This window comes from Nocardia cyriacigeorgica (assembly GCF_005863245.1).
In the GTDB taxonomy this organism is placed as follows: Bacteria; Actinomycetota; Actinomycetes; order Mycobacteriales; family Mycobacteriaceae; genus Nocardia; species Nocardia cyriacigeorgica_C.
In genome coordinates, this window is sequence record NZ_VBUT01000012.1 from 83362 (window position 1) to 103846 (window position 20485).

Below are 20485 nucleotides of genomic sequence, written 5' to 3' on the forward strand. Positions count from 1 at the left end.
ACTGCGCTCGGCACCGCGTCGTGGCCGGAAGCGCCCTCATGCCGTCAGCCCCAGCAAGGCGGCGGTCAGTCCGAAGTCGGGTCCGAAGTCCGCGAGCCGCCCCGTGCGGCATCCGTCCGACCGCAGTTGCACCCGCTCGCAGAACAGCGACAGGGTCTCGTTGTCCAGCAGGGATTTATCGGTGAGCAGGTGCAGCCGCAGCGCCCGATGCTCCGGGCTCATGGCGGCCGCGAAGTTCTGGAAGAACAGCGGGCCCACGTCCACGATCTCGGTCAGCCCGCGGGCGTGGGCGCGCATCTGCGCGGTGATGGTGGTGAGCCGGTTCAGTGCCGCCGTCAACGGTGCGCGATTCTCCGCGACCACGGCGCTGGTATTGGTGACGAAGTCGTTGAGCTGGGTGAGCACCGCCTGTAAGCCGGGCGCCTGGTCGCTCATCAATGTCACCAGTTCGGTGAGCCTGGCGCTGAAATCGCGGACGGTCCGATCGTTCTCGGCGACGATCTGGGTGATGTCGTTGAGTTTCACGATGGTCGTGGAGATCTGGTCCTTGTTGGCGAGCGTCACCTCGAACGCCGATGACAGCGCGTCGAGGGTCTCGCGGATCTTGTCGCCATTGCCGTCCAGCATCGGGAACAACACCCGGCTCGCCATCGGTCCCTCAGTGGAGCTGCCCTTCAACGCATCGCCGAGCTGTTCGAAAGTGCGCAGGATGCGATCGAGTTCGACGGGAGTCCTGGTGCGGGCCAGCGGAATATGCGCACTGTCGGCCAGCGTCGGGCCGTCGCCGGTGGTGGCGGGGGTGAGTTCGATATGGCGATTGGTGATCAGCTGCGGCGACACCAACGCCGCCTTCGTGTCGGCCGGTAGTCCCACATCGTCGATGGTCATACGCACTTCCACGAACGCGCCCTTGGCCTCGATCGCGTCGACCCGGCCGATCGGCAGCCCGAGCACCGCCACCTCATTGCCGGCATACAGTCCGGCGACGTTCTCGAAGTCGGCGCTGATATGCAGCAGATTCCCGCGCAGGCGATCCGGCAGCGAGGTCAGGCTGTGCGGTAGCGCCGAACAGCCGGCGGCCACGACCGCGACCACGCCGAGCACGGTGAGACGAACGAGATCGCGGATCATCGGCACTCCTGTACCGCGTGCGCCAGGCACAGCCAGTTGTCGGGGAATACCCACGGCAGATAGACCTCGCCGTAGGGTCCGTTGCCGAAGGCATTGTTGAACTGCCGCAACGCCACCGGCATCACCTGGTAGAGGGCGTCGAGGTTGTCGCGGTTCTTCTGCAAGCCGTCGGACATGGTGTTCAAGTTCTGGATCAGCGGGCCCAGCTGACCGTTGTTCTGCACGCCCATGTCCTGCAAGGTCGCGGACACGGCGGCGATATCGTCGAGCAGGCCGCGAATCAGTTCTTGGCGCCGCGCCACCGCATCGCCGATGGCCTGCCCGTGGGTGAGCAGCATGAGCACGCTGTTCTGGTTGTCGGCCACCAGCTGCGAGACGGCGTCCATGTTCTTCAGCAGACTGTCCACCTCGTCGCGCCGATCGCCGATCACCCCGGCGAGCACACCGACGCTGTCGAGCGCCTGCGCGGTCAGTTCCGGGGAATCACCCATCTGCTGGTGCACTGCCTCGAGCGCGGCCCGCAGCTTGTCCGGATCGAGACGTTCGATGTGCTCGAAGGAGTTCTCGTAGACCGGATCGTCGATGACCTTGGACAGGTTGTACGGAACGGTGGTGCGCTCGAGCGGGATCAGCTCACCGGGCAGGTCGCTGCCGGTGCCGGGATTCAGCTCGACGTGCATCTTGCCGAGAATCGTGGACATCTCGATCGCCGCACCCGCGTCCGCGCCGAGGGTGAGATCGTCGCGGATAGACAACTCGACCACGATCCGGTCCCGCCGCAACTGCGCCGCCCGCACCGTCCCCACCTCGATCCCGGCCACATCCACGCTGTCACCCGGACGCAACCCGGCGGCCTGGGCGAACTCGGCGCGCACCGTCCGGTGACCGATGCCCGCCTGGGTGAGCAGACTCGAACCGGCCAGCAGCGCCAGCACCACCGCACCGGCCGCCAGACCGAGCCACCAGTGCCGGTTCTGCGAATAGCTGGGGATCGCCGCCCACATCTCGGGCAGCGTCGGTAGCCCGAACCACACCAGAATGCGGTTGATCAACCGGAACCGCCCGAGGAACTTCTCCATCACCGGCACACCTCCGTATGCGAGTTCCCGCCGACCCGCGAGAACAGGCCCTGCGGGAACAGCACGCCCCACAGCGACACATCGAGTCCGCAGACATAGGAATTGATGTAGGTCCCGTTGCCGCTGATGCGGGCCAGTCCGGCCAGCACATCCGGCAGCTCGACGGCCGCGCGGTCGAGCCGGGCGCCGTTGGACAGCAGCAGATTCACCCCGGCGGTCGCATCCAGCTGCGCCTGCGCCATCCCCGGCGCCACCTGCCCGATCAGCTCGGTGAGCTTGTCCGTCGAATCCGCGACCTGGGTGACCGCGCCCTTCAACGTCTCGCCCTGCTCATACAGGCCGGTGACCAGCGCACGCGATTGCGTGATGAGCGTTTCCAATTCGTGGCTGCGGTTCGCGAGCCCCGCGAGGACGCCGCTGAGGTTGGTGATCACCGCGCCCAGAATCTCGTCGCGCTCCCGGAACGTGCTCGCCAGGCTCGCCGCACGGGTGATCAGTGCCGACAACGACACCCCATCGCCCTGCAACGCCTGCACCATCGTCTCCGACAGCGAATTCACCTCATCCGGCTGCAACATGCTGAACAGCGGCTCGAACCCGGCCAGCAGCGTGGAGACATCGAAGGACGATTCGGTGCGCTCCAACGGAATCGAGGCACCCGCCGTCAACCGCTGGCCCGCACCCTCGCCCGGCGCCAGCGCGATATAGCGCTGACCGATCAGATTCTGATACCTGATCAGGGCCTTGGTGGTGGTGTAGAGCTTCTGCCGCGACTGCACCGAGAACTCCACCCGTGCCTTACGCTGCGGATCGAGTTCGATCGCATCGACCCGGCCCACCCGCACCCCGGCCATCCGCACGTCGTCACCGACGCGCAGGCCGAGCACATCGGTGAAGGTGGCGGAGTAGCCGGTGGTGTCGCCCGGGACCGAGCGTTGCAGGGTCGACCAGATCGTGTACGTGGCGCCTAGAGCGAGTGCCACGAAGACGGCGAGTCCGGCTATCGCACTGCGGGAGTTCATGATTCGGCCTCATGATCGGTCGGTGGTGGCTCGTGTGCTGAGCGGTGCGCGAGAGGCATGTCACCGTCCTCCGTTCGGCCCGCTCGCGGCGGTGTCGCGAACGACGAGGGACCCGCCGGCCACGACCGGGCCGAGCAGCAATAGTTGGGCGGCGTTGGGCTCACCGCCGACGAGGGCGGCGACGGCGGCGCGACCGCGGAGCGGCCGGGTGGTGGCGGGCGCCGACTGCTGGGTGAGGGATGCCGCGCCGGGGTCCGCGGGGGAGCCCGGCGCCGGTTCGGGTTGCGGGGTGGCCTCGCCGGATTCGGCCGTGCCGGCCGTGGTCGCAGCAGGTCGAGGTGTTCCTGGAGCCGCGGAACCGGCAGGCGCAGACCCTGGTGCGGTTCCCGGAGGCGGCGGAGTTGATGCACCCGGGACCGGGAAGGGGAGCGGGGGCAAACCCGGGATGAGCGGGACGCCGGGCGTCGGCGGCGTCGCGGGCGCTCCAGCGGTACCGGGTGTTCCGGCCGTTCCCGGGGATCCGGGTAGCCCGGGCACTCCAGGAATCCCGGGAGCGATCGGTGCAGGTCCGGCCGAATCCAGCCGGCGCGGGACCAGTGACGATGGAAACTGTTGTACTGGTGTGGCATTTGGCACCGACCCATCGGTGCAGCGCGGACCTGCCACCTCCCCGTATCGCGGGCAGTCCTTCGCGGTGTACTGCTGGAACGGGGTGAATGTGACGTCGATGGCCCAGCTCATCTGCTTGCTCGGACCCCAGTTGAAGACGGTCGCCAGCTTGCCCAGCGCGGCGTTGAGGTTGGCGACCGATACGGGAAGTGCGTCCGGATCGTCGGCGAGCGCGCCGAACGTCTCATCGAGGCCTGCCACCAATTCCTTGCCGGCGTCGGGGTTGCGGGCGAACAGGGCATTGGTGGCGTCGATGGTGCTGCTCGCACCGGTGAGCAGGGCGACGACGCCGGCGCGCCGTTCGGTGATGGTGCGCGCCGAGGTCACCGATTCGGCGAGCACGTCGATCAATTCGGGAGCCGACGCGCTGATGGCCGTTGTCGCCGCACCCAGATCGCCGAGCAGATCGCCGATTTCGGGGATGGCCCTGACCTGCGTGGTCCAGGTATCCAGGCGCTCGATGGTCGAACCAGGCATCCGGGCGGTGGGGTCGAGGGCGTCGGCCAGGGTGCCGAGCACCCGGCCGAGCTTCTCGGGCTGGATATGGTCGAGCACGGTCCGCAGGGTGGTGAGGGTGGTTTGCAGCTCGGTGGTCGCCCGGCTGGTGTCCTGCTCGATGATGACGCCGGCGTGCAGCCCGCGCGGTGACGGGCCATTGTCCACCAGTTCGACGGCCGTGACGCCGAAGATATTGGCCGGCACCACGCGCGCGGTGACGCTGCCGGGGATATCCTCGGCGGCCTCCGGCAACAGATCGATCTCGACCCGCTGACGCTCACCCTTCGCGACGATCTCGACGCCGGCGACCGAACCCACCAGCATCCCGCGAAACTTCACGTCCGCGCGCTCGGGCAGCCCGTCACCAGTGCTGGTCAGCATCGCGACGACCGCCACCCGGTCGTCGAACGCGCCGGTATAACGCAGGCCGAGCAGCGAGACCACCGTGGCGATGACGGCCAGCATGGCCACACCCGCCAGGCCCAATGTGCGGTGGGACGGCCCGCGCCCGCTCGGATCGATGATCATCGCCCGCCCTATCCGGAGATCCGCAGACCCGGGTCGATGCCCCAGATCGCCAATGTGAGCAGCAGATTCGCGAAGACCACCACGATGATGGTGGTCTTGATCGCCTTACCGGCCGCGACGCCCACACCCTCGGGTCCACCCGAGGCGACGAACCCGTAGTAGCACTGGATGAAGGTCGCCAGCAGCACGAAAACCACGACCTTGAGCACCGAATACGCGATGTCGGCCGGGTTGAGGAACTGGTGGAAATAATGGTCGAAGGTGCCGAGGGTGGTGCCGCCGAGGAACAGGATCGACAGCTTGGTGGTGAGGTAGGCGATCGCCAAGCCGATGCTGTAGAGCGGCACGATCGCCACCATCGCCGCCAGCATCCTGGTGCTGATCAGGTACGGCAGCGGCCGGATCGCGATGGATTCCAGGGCGTCGACTTCCTCGGAGATCCGCATCGAACCGAGCTGCGCGGTGCACCGGCAGCCGGCCTGCGCGGCGAAGGCCAGCGTCGCCAGCAGCGGAGCCAGTTCCCGTGTGGTGGCGAAGCCGGAGACCGCGCCGGTCAGCGGGGTCATGGTGAGCAGCTCGAGTGCGGTGTGCGATTCCATGCCGACGGTGATGCCGCCGAAACCACACAGGATCAACACAACGCCCGCCGTGCCGCCGCCGACGACAAGGGAGCCGTTTCCCCAGGTCACATCGGTGATCAGCCGGAGCAATTCCTTGCGGTAGTGGCGCAGCACGAACGGCATCGCGGCGATCGACCGCACCAGGACCAGACCGATATGACCGAGCCGGACACTGGCCTGGACCGGCCCGGAGACCGCGATGGCGAGCGTGCGCGCGGGGCGCAGCAATGGCGGTGTGTAGGAGCTCATCTCAGAGCACCTTCGCCGGGAACAGCGTGTTGTAGATCTGGGTGATGACGATATTGGTCGCGAACAGCACGATCGCCGAGGTGACCACCGCCGAGTTGACCGCGTTCGCGACCCCGGCCGGACCGCCCTTGGCATTGAGCCCGGTATCGCAGGCGATGATCGCGGTGAGCGCCCCGAAGATCGCGGCCTTCACGATCGCGACGACGAGGTCGGCGGCCACCGCGAACGAGGCGAAGGTGCTGACGTAGGAGCCGGGCGTCCCGGACTGGATGTAGACATTGAACACATAGCCGGTGGCGAAGCCGACGAAGACCACGAATCCGCACAGCAGCATGCTGATCAGCACCGCCGCCAGCAGCCGTGGCGCCACCAGCCGGCGCACCGGGTCGACACCCATCACCCGCATCGCATCGATCTCCTCGCGAATGGTGCGCGAGCCGAGGTCGGCGCACATCGCCGAGCCGACGGCTCCCGCGATCATCAGCGACGCCACCAGCGGCGCGCCCTGCCGGATGATGCCGAGGCCGTTCACCGCCCCGATGAAAGTGGTGGCGCCGACCTGACTGACCAGCGAGCCGACCTGGATCGAGACCACCACCGCGATGGGGATCGCGATGAGCAGCGTCGGCGCGGCCGACACATTGGCCATGAAGGCGGCCTGCTGCACGAATTCCCGCCCCGGAAAGCGCCGTCGCGCAAGCGAAGTGAACAGTTCGGCGAAGGCCCGACCGGTCATGGTGACCTGACGCCCGGCCGTTTCCACCGAACGCCGCGGATGGTCGCGCCAGTAATCGAGCCCGAACCGGATTACTCGTTCTCGGTCCGTCGGATCGGCAAGGTCCCCGGTACTGATCATGCAGCCGCCTTTGGCTAGGTAGAGCACATCGACCCCCGCGCCTCGCCATGTTCCTACATCGGCGAAGCAAATTGTCTGAGACAGTAGCAATTGCGCGTGTTGACCGCTACCCCTTTCGGGGAGTTTCTCGGGCGGCGCGGTGAATCGGCCGCGCAGTCGTCGGGCTCGATCGTCGCGAGGAGGCGACGCTCGAGTCGGGTCGTGGAACTCGGCCTGGTGTCGCCCGCGCGCGAGGATGCGCGATGTCCGCGTATGCGTCGCTGGGCAGTGGATGCCGGAACGTCAGGTGCAGGAATGGCTTTCGGCCACAGGAGCGGTGAACGAAACGTCAGACGTCGAAGGTGGGAATCTCGATATCGAGGACCGACTGGGTCAGTGCGTCCAATTGGTTCAACGCCGCAGCGGCATCGAGGGCCTCGAGGTCGTCGACCTCGGCGCGCAGCTGCTCGAGTTCGGCCAGCAGCGCGGCGGCTTCGTCGGTGACGGGTGCGTGGTCGGCCGATGCGTCGCAGGGCTGCCAGGAGATGGCATCCTGCCACCAGTCGTCCCGGCGAGCCCACGACCAGGTGACTCTGCGGGCGAGACGCGCGTCGTCGGTGAGCAGGCGGAAGTGTCCGCTCCCGGTGTGGTGGGTCAATTCGACGATGCCGTCCGGCAACTGTCTGATACGGAGCTGGACGTCACGATTGTGGGCCAAGGTCAGCGCCGGGTCGTCGAGGCCGCGGTTTTCCGGGATCAGCAGGTCCACCAGCGGTTCTGTCACGGTGGGGAACGCATGAGGTCCGGCTTTGACGGGTACCCGAGCCGCGGCGCGCGGATTGTGCAGGCGCCGGGCGTCGACCTCGAAGACGGCAAGATCACGTGTGGCGGTCAGGCGCAGCGCGGCGCACAGGCCGGTGAGCGGATCGCCGGATTCGGCGCGCAGCACCAGCCCGCGCCCGTCGGGCGGTTGAACGACCGACAGCGGCGTCGCCTGACGCCGCAGCTGCGCGACGACGATGCCGACCACCGGCAGCGGCGCGGTCGATTCCGGACGGTCCAGGATCGCCCGGTACTGCCCGAAAGCCTGTTCCGGCGAATCTGTTCCGGCGGCGGGCAATACGGCGAACACTGAACTCACCCGCCAAGTACAGCACCAACCGCCCGCACGCGCGCCCGCACTCGGCAGAAATCGGACCTCAGAGCCCGGAGACGTCCGCGAGTTGCCCGATTCCGTAGGTGACCGCCATGGCCAGCGCCCCGCCGATCACCACCCGCACCACCGCCCGGCCGCGGCGGCTGCCGCCGAGGCGCGCGCTGATCGAACCGGTGAGCGCGAGCGCGACGAGCACCGCCGCGAAGGTCACCGGGATCCGGAGATGGGTGGGCGGCAACAGGATTGCCAGCAGCGGCAGCAGCGCGCCGACGGTGAACGCGACGGCGGAGGAGAACGCGGCATGCCACGGATTGGTGAGTTCGTCGGGGTCCAGGCCCAATTCGGCTTCGGCATGCGCGGTGAACGCGTCGTGCGCGGTGAGTTCCCCGGCGACCTGGCGCGCGGTCTCCGGAGACAATCCCTTGGCCCGGTAGATGGCGGTCAATTCGGCGAGTTCGGATTCCGGTTCCTCACGCAGCTCGCGGCGCTCCTTGGCCAGCAGCGCCTTCTCGGAATCGCGCTGGGTGCTCACCGAGACGTACTCGCCGACCGCCATCGAGATCGCTCCCGCACTCAATCCGGCGATACCGGCGGTCAGAATTGTGCTGGTCGCGGTATTCGCGGCGGCCACACCCACCACGAGACCCGCGGTGGAGACGATGCCGTCGTTGGCCCCGAGGACGCCGGCGCGCAACCAGTTCAGCCGCGTCGCCAAGGCTTCGGTGTGCGGCTCGCCCGGGTGTTGTGCCGCGCCGTCGATCCCGCTCGATGCGTCCATGGCCGCAGCCTATGTGCCGGTGGCCGTCGGCGGGGAGACGTGGTCACGGGCCAGGGCGGGGTCCTTGCGGATCGCGGTCGGCGGCCTGCCCCACCAGCGGCGGCAGCAGCGGGTCAGCGTGGCCTGTTCGGTGAGGCCGACGAGCGAGGCGATCTGGCTCATCGCGATATCGGTGGTGGTGAGGTAGCGGCGGGTTTCGGTGCGGCGCACGTCGTCCAGGACGGCGGCGAAGGTGGTGCCCTCGGCGCTGAGCCTGCGTTGCAGCGTGCGCGGATGCATCGTCAGCAGTCCGGCCACCACACCGATTTCGGGTGGGGTGGTGCCGAGCAGCTGCTTGACGGCGGCGCGCACGGTCGGCACCACCGAGCTGCCGGTGGTGGCGGTCTGCTGGGCCAGGAACTCCATGGCCAGCCGGTGCAGCTGCTCGTCACCGCCGCTGAGCTGACGCGCGGCGAGGCTGCTCGGCACCCGCAGCAGCGCATCGCGGCGGCCGACCCGCACCGGCGCGCCGAAGAACTCCTCGTACACCGACAGCGACGCGGGCGGCCGATACGGCAGCTCCACCGAACGCAGGCCGTAGCGGTCGCCGGTCAACCGCTGGATGGCCCGGTGGACGAAAGCGAGCCCGAGGTCGGTGCCCTGGATCGGGGTCGCCATCGCGGCCCGCACGCCGTAGCGCAACGCCACCACACCGCGGTCGCCGTACGGATCGGGTTCGAGCACCAGGCTCAGCGAGCGGGCATGCACGAACAAATACCGGGAACTGCATTCGAGGACGTCGGCCAGCGTCGGTGAGCTGCGGATGGCCAGCGCCAGCGGACCGAGCATGGCCAGATCCTGGCGCGCCGACATGCGCAACCCCAGGTCGGGGCAGTCCAGCCGGTGCGCGGCCAGCTCCAGTACCGCCGCCACCGCTTGATCGGAGACCAGCATGTCGTCGGTGTCCAGGGCCGCGACGGGCAGCCCGCACGCGGTGGCGAACTCCTCGGCATTGCCGCCGAGCTCGGCGACCGTCGCCCGGAATCCGCGCAGACCGGCGGAACGAATCACCGACATGTCGCCCAGAATCAAATACTTGTCGTGTGAAGTCAAGTAGTGGCGGCAGGCGCCTCGCACACTGGAGACCATGACCGAGACCGTTGTTGCTCCGGAACACCTGGATGTGGTGATCGTCGGCGCCGGCCTGTCCGGCATCGGCGCCGCCTACCGGTTGCAGACCGAATGCCCCGGCAAGTCCTACGCCGTGCTCGAGGCGCGCGACGCCATGGGCGGCACGTGGGACCTGTTCCGCTATCCGGGCATCCGCTCCGATTCGGACATGTTCACCCTCGGCTATCCCTTCAAGCCGTGGCGCGATGCCAAGTCGATCGCCGACGGCCCCTCGATCCTGCGCTACATCACCGAGACCGCCGCCGAGAACGGCATCGACCGCAAGATCCGCTACCGGACCAAGGTCGTCGGCGCCGAATGGTCCAGTGCCGCCGCGCGCTGGACGCTCACCCTCGAGCAGCGCGACGAGCACGGCGCGGTCGAACAGCGCGAGCTGACCTGCGAGTTCCTCTACGCCTGCGCCGGCTACTACAACTACGATCAGGGGCACGCGCCCGAATTCCCCGGCATCGACGACTTCGCGGGCACGGTGGTGCACCCGCAGTTCTGGCCGGAGGAGCTGGATTACACGGGCAAGCGTGTGGTGGTCATCGGCAGCGGCGCCACCGCCGTCACGCTGGTGCCGTCGATGGCCGAGCAGGCCGAACTGGTCACCATGCTGCAACGCTCGCCCACCTGGATCAGCCCGGTGCCCGGCCGCGACAAGATCGCCGACCGGATCCGGGCCACGCTGCCGCCGAATCTCGCGCATCGGCTGATCCGCACCAAGAACATCCTGTTCAACGTCGGTTTCTACCAGTACTGCCGTCGGCGTCCCGAGGCCGCGCGCAAGCTGCTCACCGGCCTGACCACCCGCATCCTGAAGGACGAGCAGGCCGTCGCCGAACACTTCACGCCCAGCTACAACCCGTGGGATCAGCGGTTGTGCGCGGCGCCGGACGCCGACTTCTTCAAAGCCATCCGCAAGGGCAAGGCCGAGGTCGTCACCGACCGGATCGACACCTTCGTCCCGGAGGGCATCCGGCTGACATCCGGGCGCACCCTGCCCGCGGATGTGGTCATCACCGCGACGGGCCTGCAATTGCTGGCCTTCGGCGGCATCACCCCGGTGGTGGACGGACGCCGGGTGGAGCTGTCCGAGCAGTTCGTCTGGCAGGGCGCGATGCTCACCGGCGTGCCGAACTTCGCCGTCTGCATCGGCTACACCAACGCCTCGTGGACCCTGCGCGCCGACCTGACCTCGCGGCTGGTCTGCAAGGTCGTCAACCATATGGACCGCAACGGTTACGCGGCCGTGGTGCCGCGTCCGGACGGCCGCCTCGACGAACGTCCGCTGCTGGATCTGGCCTCGGGCTACATCCAGCGTTCCATCGGCGACTTCCCGCGCCAGGGCGATCGGCATCCGTGGAAGGTGCGGCAGAACTATCTGCTCGACTCGGCCACCACCATGCGCACCGATCTCGGCAAGACCCTCGCGCCGACGCCGCGCTCGGCGGTGCGGGCGCCGGTCGAGGCGGCCGCGCGCTGATCCGATGCGGCACTGCCGTGGATCCGGCTCAGGTGAAATGCCTACCGGCGCACGGTAATTGAATCCGCAAGCAGATGTAACGTGCGGCCGGTCGCGGACTATATGTCGATGCCCCGGGCTATCATGCGCTTGGTTCGTTCGGGGTGAACGAGCACACAGACCGTGACCGTTCCGCACGGGGCGAGCCGCGATCGTCGAGGCAGAGGGGTATCGATGGACAGGCCGGCGTGGGCGCCCGAGGGCGTGGATATGCAACAGGCGAGCCCGGCGCGGATGTACGACGCCCTACTCGGCGGCTCACACAATTTCGAGGTCGACCGGCGCGCGGCGGAGATGGGCACCAAGCTGGTGCCCGACCTACCGCGGCTGGCCCTGAGCAACCGGGCCTTCCTGCGCCGGGCCGTGCGCTACCTCGTGCAGGCCGGCATCACCCAGTTCCTCGATATCGGCTCCGGCATCCCGACGGCGGGCAATGTGCACGAGATCGCCCAGGAGCTCGACCCGAGCTGCCGGGTGCTCTACGTCGATATCGACCCGGTGGCCGTCGCGCACTCCCGCGCCATCCTCGGCGACACCGAACAGGCGGCGGCCATCGAAGGTGATCTGCGCAAGCCCGCCGATCTGCTGGCCGCCGTGCGCGCCAGCGGTCTCATCGACTTCGACCGGCCGGTCGCGGTCCTGCTGGTGGCCGTCCTGCACCTGGTCGCCGACGCCGACGACCCGGCGGCCAAGGTCGCCGAACTCCGCGCGGCCGTCCCGGCGGGCAGCTACGTCGCGATCTCGCATCTGACCTCGGCGCTGCGCCCCGACGACGCCGCCCAGCTCGGCGCCGCGGCAGCCAACGACAACCGGGTGGGCATCCACTTCCGCACCCGCGAAGCCATCGAGGCTATGTTCGAAGGATGGGACCTGGTCGAGCCGGGTGTGGTGGAGCTGCCTGCCTGGCGGCCCGAATCCGAGCGCGATCAACACGAAGCACCCGGCCGTTCGCTCGGCTTGGCGGGGCTGGCGCGCAAGGCCTGAGCCAGGGCGCGAGGGGATGTGGCAGGGGGTGTGAGCGTGGGTGCGGCTGAGCTCGCGGTGGTGTGGGCCGATGCGCTCGACGGTGCGGTGGCGCCCACGCTCAACCGCGACCGGATCGAGCAACTGCTGGCCGAACTGGCCGGACAACTCGACGCGGCGCTGCGGGGGCAGACCGAACCGCAGGCGGTGCGGGAGACGGCGGCGGCTCTCGTCGCCGCGAACTATCGCGATCCGCAGGTGGTCGGGCGGACCATCCCGGTGATCTTCGGCGCCATGGCCGAGCACGCCGGTCGCGCCGAGGGCGACCCGGAAGCGGTGCGTGAACGTGCCGTGCTCGTCGCGGCCGAATTCGCCACCGGTTTCACCGCCGCATTGCGCTCGGCGGCGCTGACCGAACAGGAAGCCACCCTGGCCGCGGCGCTCGGGGCGGCGCAGACGGCCGAAACCCGGCGCGAACTGTCCGAGGCCCGCTTCGCCGCGGTGTTCGCCGGTGCGTCGGTCGGCATCGGCACCGTCGACGTCAACGGACGGGTGCTCGATGTGAACGCGGCACTGGCCGAGATGCTCGGCCTGTCGGCGGAATCCATGCCGGGGCGTCCGGTGGCCGAGCTGGTGGGAAAGGCGAATATCGGGCAGGCCTACGCCCAGATGAAACAACTGCTGGCAGGCACCATCGACCGATTCCGGCTGGAAACCGATCATCTGCGCAGCGACGGCACCATCGCGAGCCTTGACCTGTCCATGTCGGCGGTGCGCGACAACACCGGGCAGGTGCGCTTCCTGATCGGCGTCGCGGTCGACGTCACCGATCGCAAAATGCTGGCCGATCAGCTCTGGTACGACGCCAACCACGACGGCCTCACCGGGCTGCCCAATCGCGGCCTGTTCTTCGACCGGCTCGCGTGTGCCACCCCGCCGGTCGGCGTCTGCTACCTGGATCTGGACGGGTTCAAGGAAGTCAACGACGAGTGGGGGCACACCATCGGCGACAAGGTGCTGCGCGTGGTCGGGGAACGCCTGCAAGAAGGCGTGGCCGCGGTCGGTGGGCTCGCCGCGCGCATCGGCGGTGACGAATTCATCGTCATGGTCGAACAGTGCACCGGCGAAGACCAGCTCACCGCCTTGCGTGCGGATCTGCTCGCCTCGTTGACGCGGCCGATGACGATCGGGCACCGGTCCATCACCATCGGCGCCAGCATCGGCACCGTGTACCTCGAGGAGCCGCCGTCCGCCGTGGACGAAACCATGCACGCGGCCGATACCGCCATGTACCGCAACAAGCCGTCACGGTCGCGGGCGCAGTAGCAGTTCTCCCGCGCTGTGCGCAGCCGGCTACGGCACGGTGTGCACGTAGAGCAGGCCGATGGTGGTCAGCGTCATCGCGGGTGTCAGCAGCCAGGTCTCGATCTTGTTGCCGGTGCGCGAGATCAGCGGGATGCCGATGCGCGTGCCCAACGGCCACAACAGTGGACAGCCCTTGTCGGTGAGGCAGTCGCCGATGATGTGGATCAGTACGCCCAGCCCGATGGCGAACGGTAACCAGGCCGGAACGTCGGGCAGCCAGCGCGCCATGAGCAGCGTGCCGCCGCCGGCCAGCAGGACGCACGGGCCGTAGGCCTTCAGCGAATCACCCGACGGGCACAGATGCAGGGCGCGCGCGCCCAGCGCCAGCATGAAGAAGATCAGCCCGAAGGTGAAGTACTTGCCCCACACATGCTGCCCTGCCCAGGTCGCCCAGCCCGCGAGCAGCACGAACAAGAAACTGTGCGTGCCGTGCCGATGCCCGCCGGACACCGCGGAAACCCCTTGTGACAACAGGTGACTCACCGGCCCGAGCGAATGGGAGATGGTGCCCTTCGGATGATCGATGTCGGGCAGCAGCGCCGCGCCCGCGGTGATGATGGTGCCGAGCACCAGCTCCATCGCACTCACCCGCACCGGGCCCTGCGCCAACTCCAGGACGGCGACCGGCGCTATGGTCGCCGCGCCAGCGAAGGCCAGCGCCCCGCTGGTGGCATGCGAGTGCCCGAGCATGCTGTGCTGTTCCCCCCAACCGGTGGACCGTCATGTGCCCGAACAACTTAACAACCCCCACCGACAACACTGGTTTCGCGCGTCGACATGCGATTCCGCCGCGGTCACGAGGCGGCCGGGCGGGATCGGGGCACGGGAAACGCCCGGCGGAATCGGACTCGCCGTGACGACGGTGCCGGCGAATCCGGAACTGCGCGACGTCGATACCGGCGCGCGCCGCCGCCGTCATGCTGGTCGCAGTCGATCGCTCTACGCGATCCGGAACAGGGGGATCTGGGGGGATGGAAGAACAACGGCCATGGCTCACGCCGATTCCGCGGTACGAGCCGCCGGCCTGTCCATACGTGCTGGGCCGGTCGGATACGACGGCGCTTTCGTGGTGCGGCCACGTCCGATACATTCCTGAATCGAACCGCGCGCAGGAGCGCGAGGATGCCGGCGCGGCCGGCGATCGAGGATCGGGGCGAACATGACGAAAACCGCGGTGGTGACCGGCGCATCGTCGGGTATCGGACGCGCGACCGCGCAACTGCTGGCCGATCGCGGCTATCGGGTGATCGGCACCAGCCGCGATCCGGACAAGATCGCCGAACAGGCCCGGATTCCCGGTGTGGACTACCGCGCGCTGGATTTGACCGACCCCGAGTCGATCGAGGCGTTCGGCGCCGAACTCGGCCCCGTCGACGTGCTGGTGAACAATGCGGGGGAGAGCCAGTCCGGGCCGCTCGAGGAGCTGCCGAGGGATGCGATCGAGCGACTGTTCCAGGTCAATGTGTTCGGCCAGGTCCGGTTGGCGCAACTGGTGCTGCCGGGCATGCGGTCGCGCGGGTACGGCCGCATCGTGATGGTCGGCTCGATGCTGGCGAGTTTCCCGCTCGCCTACCGGTCCTCATATGTGGCGGCCAAGGCCGCGCTCAAGGGTTTCGCCGACGCCGCGCGGCTGGAGACCTCGCCGTTCGGCGTGTGGATCACCACGGTCGAACCCGGCTCGATCAGCACCGGCATCGGTGAACGCCGCACCAAATACATCGGCGACGATTCGCCCTATCTGACCGACTTCCACACCATGATCGACCGGCTCGACCGCAACGAACGCGCGGGCATCCCGCCCGAACAGGTGGCGGCGCTGATCCTGCGCGCCATCGAAGCCGGCACGCCGAAACCGCTGTACGCCACCGGAAGCCGAGCGCCACTGGTCTTCCTGCTGCGCCGGCTGCTGCCCGGGACGGTGATCGAGAAGGTCGTCGCCCGCTCGCACGGCTTGCGTCGCTGATCGGCCGCTTGGTCCGCGACGACGCGCAGCGGCTCCGGTCGCCTGTGCCGGTGTCACGGCCGCCGGCCACGGACCGCTCGGCCGGGTGCGGTGACCGACGGCCGGTGCTGTGCCGGTTCGCATTCCAGCTCGTGCCGCCGAGGTCGGGGGACGCTGCTGACCAGCAGGAAGATCAACGCAACCACGGCGATCACCGCGCCGAGCCCGAAAATCGTATCGGTGCGCGCAGGCACCGCGGCGCCGCCGACCACGGTGCCGAGACCGATCCCCGCGTAGATCGCCGAGGCGTTCAACGACACCACCAGCGGCGCCCCCTCGGGAGCCGCGTCGATCAGTCGATGCTGCTGGGCGGGCGTCTGGCACCAGGTGCCAGCGCCCCAGACCACTACCAGCACCCCGACGAGCGCGGGGGAGTGCAGACCGGACACCGCGATCCCCATCAGCGCCGCCAGCCCGATGGCCATGCTCGTGTACCCGACCGCCAGTACCCGCGTCGGGCCCCAGCGGTCGGTGGCGTAGCCCGAGACGAGGTTGCCTGCCACCGCACCGGCGCCGTAGAGGAACAGCATCAGCGTCATCGCATGCTCTGGGACGCCGGCACTTGCCAGCGCGGGCACGGTGTACGCGTAAGCGACGTAACCGGCGGCCATCCCGATCACCGTCACCGGCAGGATCGCCGCGACCGCCGGAGTCGTCAGCACCGCCAGCCGCGTCCGCATGGGCACGCGCGGATTCCCCGGTAGCGAGGGAAGCAGCCGCAGCAGCCACACCGCCACCAGCAGGCACAGCGCAGCGACGATGCCCAGTGCGGTCCGCCAATTCAGCCACCGCACCACCACATTGCCCAGCGGCACACCGAGGGCGGTCGCGACCGTCAAGCCGCCCACGACGATCGCCAGTGCTCGCGCCCGCAACTGCGGCCGCACCAACGCCGCGCTCACCGCACCGGCGTTCGGCGTGTACACCGCGGCCCCCAGCGCCGCCAGCACCCGAGCGGCCAGGAGCAGCGCCATGGTCGGTGCCAGCGCCGACCCGAGATTCGCCACCGCGAGCACGATCAGCGCCGCCACCAGCAGCCCGCGTCGCGGAATCCGCGCCGTCAGCGTGGCCAGCACCGGAGCGGCCACCGCGTACGCGACCGCGAACACCGTGATCGACAGCCCCGCCGTCGCCGCCGACACCGCGAGCGATGCGGCCATGTCCGGCAGAAACCCGGCGACCACGAACGCATCGGTGCCGACGGCGAAAGTCCCGAGCCCGAGCATCCACACCGCCCCGAGACCGCTGGCGCCACGCTCGTCCGCGGCGGGTCGGCCGGCCGCTCCTGCTTCACCATTCACTCGTATCGGGATATTTGGCATCCCCATTCTCCTCCCATGTGCACCACCGCGGGGGCGGCGAAATCTAGTTCATCTGCGCGTAGGTGCGCCGCGTCCACTCGGCGGTGCTCGCGGGTGTCTGCGCCATCAGGTCGGCGATGGTGGTCGCGGCGAGTTCGCGCCGCCAGGCCAGTTCGGCCTTGCGCATGGCGGTGGCGATGCCGCAGGGGCGGGCGAAACGGGAGGCCGGGGCGGTGCTGCCCGCGCCGTCGCGGCGGATCTCGGTGCAGCGGAAGGCCTCGTCCGGGCCCTCGATCGCGCTCACCACGTCCATCAGGGTGATCCGCTCGGGGCGGCGCGCGAGTTCGAAACCGCCACGCGCGCCGGGGATCGATGTCAGGATCTGTGCGCGCACCAGATCTTGCAGGCGCTTCTTCAGATACTGCTGTGGTAGGTCGAACCATTGCGCGAGCCGGGTGGTGGGGATCGGGCCATGATCCTCGAGCCACGCGATGGTGAGACAGCAGTGGATGCCCCATTCGACGCCTTCGCCCATCCGCATGAAGGGGATATTACATGTACCGATTACATCCTGTCGGGCAGGTGCGCTAGCGTCGGGGCATGCGGCTTCATGTGGGCTGTGCGATGTGGCAGCATCCGCACTGGCAACAGCGGCCGCTGCCCGCCGGGCAGCGGCTGGCGTGGTATGCCTCCCGGTGCAACGCCGTCGAGGGCAACACCACCTTCTACGCCACCCCGTCACGGCAGACCGTGCAGACCTGGGCCGCGCAGACGGCGCCGGACTTCCGCTTCGTCGCCAAGCTGCCCCGCACCATCACCCACGACCGCAGGCTCAACGGCGCTGACGCCGAACTACGTGCCTTCCTCGACGCCATCGAACCGCTCGGCCCGCGCGTCCATGCGCTGTGGATCCAGCTGCCCGGCTCGTTCGGACCCACCGATCTCGGCGTGCTCGCCGGTTTCCTGCGCAATCTGCCCGGCGGGCATCGCGTCGCGGTAGAGGTCCGCCACAGCGCGTTCTTCACCGACGAGGGCCTCGCGCGACAGCTGGAACGCGTGCTGGCCAGGGTGGACGCGGAATGGATACCGTTCGACACCACAACGCTGTTCGCCGCACCCGCGGTCAGCGACGGTGAACGCGAGGCCCAGGGGAAGAAGCCCCGCCTACCACGCCGGATGCGGGCCCTCACCGAGTTCCCGATCGTGCGTTATCACGGCCGCGACGCGACCGAACCAACGGTGGCCGGGTGGCAGCCGTGGGTCACGACGGTCGCCCAGTGGTTGCGGGAAGGCCGCTCGCCCACGGTATTCCTGCACACCCCCGACAATGCCGCCGCACCGGAGCTGGCTCGCCGCTTCCACGACGAGATACGCGCCCTGGTCCCGCGATTGGAACCGCTACCGGAACCGGTTTCGGCCGAGCCGATGACCTTGTTCTGACCGGCACCGCCGAACCGCGGGGAGCTGTCCGAACCGGCTAGCTCGACCGCCCACCCCGGAACGACAGCACGTGCTCGCCGTAATCGGTGAGCGGCCGCGACTCCACGGCCTGGCGAATACCGCTGGCGGGCAGCTGGGTCAGCTTCGCGAACATGGGCGTGTTGCCGAACGCTGCCCGCACCTGCGTCTCCGAGGCGTAGTCGGCGCCGTAATCGGCCAGCACCCCGAAGTTCAACGGCGCCAGCGGCGTATCCAACGGTGTCGGTTCGGCGGGGCGGCCGAGCGCGGCGTACTGGGTCGGCACACCCTGCTCGTACCAGCACAATTCGTAGGACAGCTGCTCGACGGTGGTCACGCTGACCACCGGCCAGCGCTGCGACAGCCGCAAGGCCAGCGGATGCCTGCCGACGGGCGCGATCTCCCAGTTCAAACTCTGCACCGCCACCCAGCTGCCCGACAGCCGTTCGATCAGCACCAGATCGTCGCCGAGGGTGGTTGCGGTATTGAGTTCGGGATCCGGTGTACTCCAATGCGTTCGGTCCACGCCCTGGAACGCGGAGATGGCGACGGGCTCGGCGCCGTCGGCCGCGTAGGCGGCGATGACGGCGGCGCGGATCTGCGCCACCGCGTCGGCCGATGAACACCGCACCGCCAGCGCACCGAACGAGGTGGCGATATCGACGGGTTTGGACGGCGGATCGGGCAGGGCGCCCGCGGCCAGCGGCTTCAGGCCGACCAGCGCCAGATTCCAGTTGATCTCCTCGATGGTGGAGAGATCGCCCGCGCTCTGGTACAGGATCTGCTGCTGGGTCAACCGGCCCGCGCGCTCCAGGGTGGGGCAGTCCAGCTTCTTCAATGCGGTGAGAGTCTTGCTGGTGAAACCGATCTCGCTGATCTTGGTTTCGCGCATGGTCGCCGTCATCGCCGGCGAGGTGAGCGCGGCGTAGCGCTCGCGGTACATGGCGACGGCCTGTTTACGTTGTCTGCCGACCATCAGAGTCCGCAGCAGCGTGTTCAAACTGGCCAGGTACTTGCTGGACTGATCGGGGTCGGCCGCGAACAGCCGAGCCCGGATCCGCACCGCCTCCTCGGTGGCCGCCACCGCGGCGCCGGGATCCAGACGGCACAGCCACACACCGCATTTCGACAAACCGTCGGCGCACACACCCGCCGCGTTCGGGTGGGTGGCGGCGACCTGACGGTAGGCATTGCAGGCGTCGCGGATGGTGGCGGTGGCCAGTTCGCGATGCCCGATCGCGCGGGCGGCCTGTTCCAGGATGCGCAAGGCATCCTGGACCTGGCCGGCGAATTGGGCCGAGACATGGCCGTTGGTGAGCCAGCGCAACCGGATCAGTACCGCTTCCTGGGCGGGTTCGAGGGCGGCGGCGGAGCGGTCGCGCGCGGTGGGGTCGTTCTTGGTGGCGGCCAGTGCCGTGGCCAGCTCGCACAGCGAGGTCGCCAACTGCAATTCGGATTCGGCCGAACGGTCCATGGCGGCACGTCGATCCGTGGCCACCCGGCGCTCGACGGCGCTCAGATCCATCGCGATCCCAACTCCCGCATCACCTTCCGTATCCGGTCGCCTATCGGCCGGCTCGGGTGATCGGGCCGAGTCTGCCACAGATCCGAGGAGGGCAGCACCCAGATGCCGTGGCCGCAAGGCGGAACGCGAAACCTGTTGAACGTGCCGTTATTTAACGGTACATTAATTGACGATCAGCAACGCGCCTCCCGCTCTCAGCGGACCGCTACCGGGCATCGCCGAGGACCGCGGCGGTGCGATCCGAACCAGGAGTTCCGATGAACCGAACCACCGTCCTCGCCCGCACCCGCCGCGGCCTCGCGCGCGCGGCCGCCGTCGCCGCCATCGCCCTCGCACCGGCCGCCGTGATGATCGCGCCCGCCGTCGCCGAGCCGCTCATCCTCGAGCCGATCGAATCCGCCGAGCACGCGACGCCGGACGCGTCGGCCGACGCGGTGTACTACGGCTACGGTTACGGGGGATACGGCGGTTACGGGTACGGCGGCTACGGCTACCCGGGTTACGGCGGGTACGGCGGCTATGGCTACGGCGGATACAGCTACCCCAGCTACGGCGGGTACTACCTGTGGCCGGTGATCGTGCTCCCGCCGACCGGAAGCGCCTACTGAATCCCCGCCATGCCCGGCGAT

Annotated in this window: 19 protein-coding genes; 6 read left to right on the top strand and 13 right to left on the bottom strand. The window is 68.7% G+C overall.

All coding sequences use genetic code 11. From position 1 onward, the window contains the following. Positions 1 to 36: 36 nt before the first annotated feature. The 9 genes from FEK34_RS26050 to FEK34_RS26090 form a co-directional block, all read right to left on the bottom strand. Positions 37 to 1131, bottom strand: a complete 1095-nt coding sequence (locus FEK34_RS26050; RefSeq protein ID WP_138452006.1) for an MCE family protein — start codon at positions 1129 to 1131, stop codon at positions 37 to 39. Continuing rightward, positions 1128 to 2210 (bottom strand): MCE family protein, encoded by a 1083-nt coding sequence (locus FEK34_RS26055; RefSeq protein WP_138452244.1) that lies wholly within the window; start codon positions 2208 to 2210, stop codon positions 1128 to 1130. Before FEK34_RS26055 ends, FEK34_RS26050 begins: the two co-directional genes overlap by 4 nt. Beyond that, complete coding sequence (locus FEK34_RS26060; protein WP_138452008.1) at positions 2210 to 3232, bottom strand: MCE family protein; 1023 nt, start codon at positions 3230 to 3232, stop codon at positions 2210 to 2212. The genes FEK34_RS26055 and FEK34_RS26060 overlap by 1 nt, the downstream gene beginning before the upstream one ends. Before the next feature lie 60 nt (positions 3233 to 3292). After that, positions 3293 to 4927 carry an MlaD family protein gene (locus FEK34_RS26065; protein ID WP_138452009.1) on the bottom strand — a complete coding sequence of 545 codons (1635 nt, stop codon included), beginning with the start codon at positions 4925 to 4927 and terminating at the stop codon, positions 3293 to 3295. Positions 4928 to 4935: 8 nt separating this feature from the next. Next, a complete protein-coding gene (locus FEK34_RS26070; RefSeq protein ID WP_138452012.1) occupies positions 4936 to 5796 on the bottom strand; it encodes an ABC transporter permease in 861 nt (286 codons plus the stop codon). A 1-nt stretch (position 5797) separates the two neighbouring features. Next, positions 5798 to 6652, bottom strand: a complete 855-nt coding sequence (locus FEK34_RS26075) for an MlaE family ABC transporter permease (protein WP_138452013.1) — start codon at positions 6650 to 6652, stop codon at positions 5798 to 5800. A 328-nt stretch (positions 6653 to 6980) separates the two neighbouring features. Then, entirely contained in the window at positions 6981 to 7772 is a 792-nt protein-coding gene (locus FEK34_RS26080) for a hypothetical protein (RefSeq protein ID WP_138452015.1), read from the bottom strand. A gap of 58 nt (positions 7773 to 7830) precedes the next feature. Next, entirely contained in the window at positions 7831 to 8565 is a 735-nt protein-coding gene (locus tag FEK34_RS26085; RefSeq protein ID WP_138452017.1) for a VIT1/CCC1 transporter family protein, read from the bottom strand. Between the two features lie 9 nt (positions 8566 to 8574). Continuing rightward, positions 8575 to 9621: an AraC family transcriptional regulator gene (locus tag FEK34_RS26090; protein WP_138452019.1), complete on the bottom strand. Its 1047-nt coding sequence runs from the start codon at positions 9619 to 9621 to the stop codon at positions 8575 to 8577. A gap of 70 nt (positions 9622 to 9691) precedes the next feature. On the opposite strand from FEK34_RS26090, the gene FEK34_RS26095 reads away from it, so the two are divergent. The 3 genes from FEK34_RS26095 to FEK34_RS26105 all read left to right on the top strand — a co-directional run bounded on the left by FEK34_RS26095 (position 9692) and on the right by FEK34_RS26105 (position 13531). Beyond that, positions 9692 to 11203, top strand: coding sequence for a flavin-containing monooxygenase (locus FEK34_RS26095; protein WP_138452021.1), 1512 nt, complete (start codon positions 9692 to 9694; stop codon positions 11201 to 11203). Between the two features lie 213 nt (positions 11204 to 11416). Further along, positions 11417 to 12226 (top strand): SAM-dependent methyltransferase, encoded by an 810-nt coding sequence (locus FEK34_RS26100; RefSeq protein WP_138452023.1) that lies wholly within the window; start codon positions 11417 to 11419, stop codon positions 12224 to 12226. 36 nt (positions 12227 to 12262) lie between these two features. Then, a complete protein-coding gene (locus FEK34_RS26105; RefSeq protein ID WP_138452025.1) occupies positions 12263 to 13531 on the top strand; it encodes a sensor domain-containing diguanylate cyclase in 1269 nt (422 codons plus the stop codon). A 27-nt stretch (positions 13532 to 13558) separates the two neighbouring features. Here the strand turns inward: FEK34_RS26105 and FEK34_RS26110 are convergent, their stop codons facing one another. Continuing rightward, positions 13559 to 14260, bottom strand: a complete 702-nt coding sequence (locus FEK34_RS26110) for a metal-dependent hydrolase (protein ID WP_138452027.1) — start codon at positions 14258 to 14260, stop codon at positions 13559 to 13561. Between the two features lie 469 nt (positions 14261 to 14729). Here FEK34_RS26110 and FEK34_RS26115 point away from each other — a divergent pair, with 469 nt between their 5' ends. After that, entirely contained in the window at positions 14730 to 15533 is an 804-nt protein-coding gene (locus FEK34_RS26115) for an SDR family oxidoreductase (RefSeq protein WP_138452029.1), read from the top strand. A 53-nt stretch (positions 15534 to 15586) separates the two neighbouring features. Here the strand turns inward: FEK34_RS26115 and FEK34_RS26120 are convergent, their stop codons facing one another. Both FEK34_RS26120 and FEK34_RS26125 read right to left on the bottom strand, forming a co-directional pair. After that, positions 15587 to 16873, bottom strand: a complete 1287-nt coding sequence (locus FEK34_RS26120) for an MFS transporter (RefSeq protein WP_249359622.1) — start codon at positions 16871 to 16873, stop codon at positions 15587 to 15589. 64 nt (positions 16874 to 16937) lie between these two features. Further along, the gene (locus FEK34_RS26125) at positions 16938 to 17414 is read right to left on the bottom strand and encodes an RrF2 family transcriptional regulator (RefSeq protein ID WP_138452031.1); all 477 of its coding nucleotides are present in this window, start codon (positions 17412 to 17414) and stop codon (positions 16938 to 16940) included. A 59-nt stretch (positions 17415 to 17473) separates the two neighbouring features. On the opposite strand from FEK34_RS26125, the gene FEK34_RS26130 reads away from it, so the two are divergent. Further along, on the top strand, positions 17474 to 18313 hold the full coding sequence (locus FEK34_RS26130; protein WP_138452033.1) for a DUF72 domain-containing protein: 840 nt from the start codon (positions 17474 to 17476) through the stop codon (positions 18311 to 18313). A gap of 37 nt (positions 18314 to 18350) precedes the next feature. Here FEK34_RS26130 and FEK34_RS26135 read toward each other — a convergent pair whose 3' ends face one another. Beyond that, positions 18351 to 19856, bottom strand: coding sequence for a hypothetical protein (locus FEK34_RS26135; RefSeq protein WP_138452035.1), 1506 nt, complete (start codon positions 19854 to 19856; stop codon positions 18351 to 18353). 257 nt (positions 19857 to 20113) lie between these two features. On the opposite strand from FEK34_RS26135, the gene FEK34_RS26140 reads away from it, so the two are divergent. Then, positions 20114 to 20464 carry a hypothetical protein gene (locus FEK34_RS26140; RefSeq protein WP_138452037.1) on the top strand — a complete coding sequence of 117 codons (351 nt, stop codon included), beginning with the start codon at positions 20114 to 20116 and terminating at the stop codon, positions 20462 to 20464. Positions 20465 to 20485: the final 21 nt, after the last annotated feature.